Annotated in this window: 3 protein-coding genes; 2 read left to right on the top strand and 1 reads right to left on the bottom strand. The window is 34.7% G+C overall.

The window, feature by feature from the left end; translation table 11 throughout:
• On the top strand, nucleotides 1–280 hold a 280-nt coding region (locus tag J500_RS17320), incomplete at its 5' end, for a transposase (RefSeq protein WP_147519096.1).
• A gap of 114 nt (nucleotides 281–394) precedes the next feature.
• On the opposite strand, the gene J500_RS16770 is transcribed toward J500_RS17320, so the two are convergent.
• The gene (locus J500_RS16770) at nucleotides 395–1,276 is read right to left on the bottom strand and encodes an IS982 family transposase (RefSeq protein ID WP_004998633.1); all 882 of its coding nucleotides are present in this window, start codon (nucleotides 1,274–1,276) and stop codon (nucleotides 395–397) included.
• 189 nt (nucleotides 1,277–1,465) lie between these two features.
• Here J500_RS16770 and J500_RS16765 point away from each other — a divergent pair.
• Nucleotides 1,466–1,688: transposase (locus tag J500_RS16765; protein WP_032019985.1), on the top strand; the 223-nt coding region annotated here is incomplete at its 3' end.

Genomic DNA, 1,688 nt, shown 5'->3' with positions numbered 1-1,688 from the left:
TGACAGTATTGTTTATACAGATCACTGGCATAGTTATAATGCTTTGGACATAGCAGGTTTTAGACATTATAGAATCAATCATTCAAGCCATTTTGCGAATGGGTATAATCACATCAATGGCATTGAGAATTTCTGGAATCAGGCGAAAAGAACGCTAAGAAAATATAATGGAATACCCAAGGATTCTTTTCACTTGTTTATTAAGGAATGTGAGTTTAGATTTAACTACGGTAGTCCAAAACAACAACTAAAAACTTTGCGGTTTTGGACTGAAATTTGAATCTTATCTAGTACAGCCCCTTAAATTAACTTAGATTTAATAATCCCTCAAAACCTAAACTTAATTTTTTTATCGCTCAGCGTCATAAATATGTAAATTATATTTACTCCAATCTCAACTTAGAATAAGATTTTCGAGTTGAATTGGTGAATGACCAAGTTTTTTATTTAGCACCACACAAATTGTATGTGACAGAATTTTACGAGTTATGCGGTGGGTTAAATGCCATAGATCTTTTGCTCTCACTTTCTGAATATGAAAGCGATCTGTTAATTGACCAATTACTGTTTCAATCTTTCTTCGAGCTTTCATCAGTATTCGCATTGCCTCTTTAGGTCTGGAATCTATCATGTTTTTTCTAAAGGGTGTTTGTAAATCAATACCTTGATATTCATAATATCGTTTCAATTCTGGTCTTAAATAGCCATTATCTGCTCCCAGTAAACCGTAAATATCCTTCGTGATTTCAGGTGCAACATCTCGCTCATCACAATGAGCAGGTGCAAAGGTATAACCAGTAATCATGCCTGAAAGATTAATGACGATATGGGCTTTGAAACCATAGTATTTTTCTTGCTTTGCAGCACAATAACTAAAACCTGCGCATTCTTTAAAGTTTTTATGCTTTTTGGCTCTGGTATAACCACAGACAGGGAGTGGGAAGCCATCAATAAAGTTAATGTTATCTGAACCATAACGCTGAATGAGCCGTGACATAATTGATTGATTGACATGCCACAGGTTTGCACAATGTTTACAGAAATTGGGATAAGACCCTAATTTTGGAAACCATTCTAACCAATTGTTTTTGAAATACATCCAAATATTTTTGTCCGTATCTAAACCAAAAAATTCACCTACTATTTGCATAGTAATGATTTCTGCATCTGTAACAGCAGGCAAAAAACCACGAGTTCTCAGAGGTTTAGTCACAACAATTGGATAAAGTTCTTCTATGATTACATAGACAAAAATGATAAATTCTTCAATGGACATAACTTTGCTTTAATTTCTTGGTCGAAACTAAAATAGGGTTATGTCCTTTTTATTTCAATCACTTAAAAAGTTGAGATTGGGGTTATATTTATAATACCGATCTTCTATTCAAATAATATACGGTAGGTCTAAATCTTTGCATAAATTAGGCTTTGTTGCATAAATAAATTTCATCCCCATACATGTTAGATGAATACAGAATCAAAAAGCCGATACAAAACAACGAACTGGTCTGAGTACAATCAGGCTTTACGTCAACGGGGTGCTTTCACCATTTGGTTTGATCCCCAAATGCAATGGTCTGCAACACCTACTGGAAAAAAAGGACGTCAACCTACCTACACTGATATAGCAATTCAATTTGCCCTGACGATACGAAACCTGTTCCAACTGGCTTTACGCCAAACACAAG

It is taken from the genome of Acinetobacter sp. 479375, assembly GCF_000581715.1.
GTDB classification, from domain to species: domain Bacteria; phylum Pseudomonadota; class Gammaproteobacteria; order Pseudomonadales; family Moraxellaceae; genus Acinetobacter; species Acinetobacter ursingii.
The sequence above is the reverse complement of the archived record's forward strand: the minus strand, read 5'-3'. Positions and strand labels throughout refer to the sequence as shown.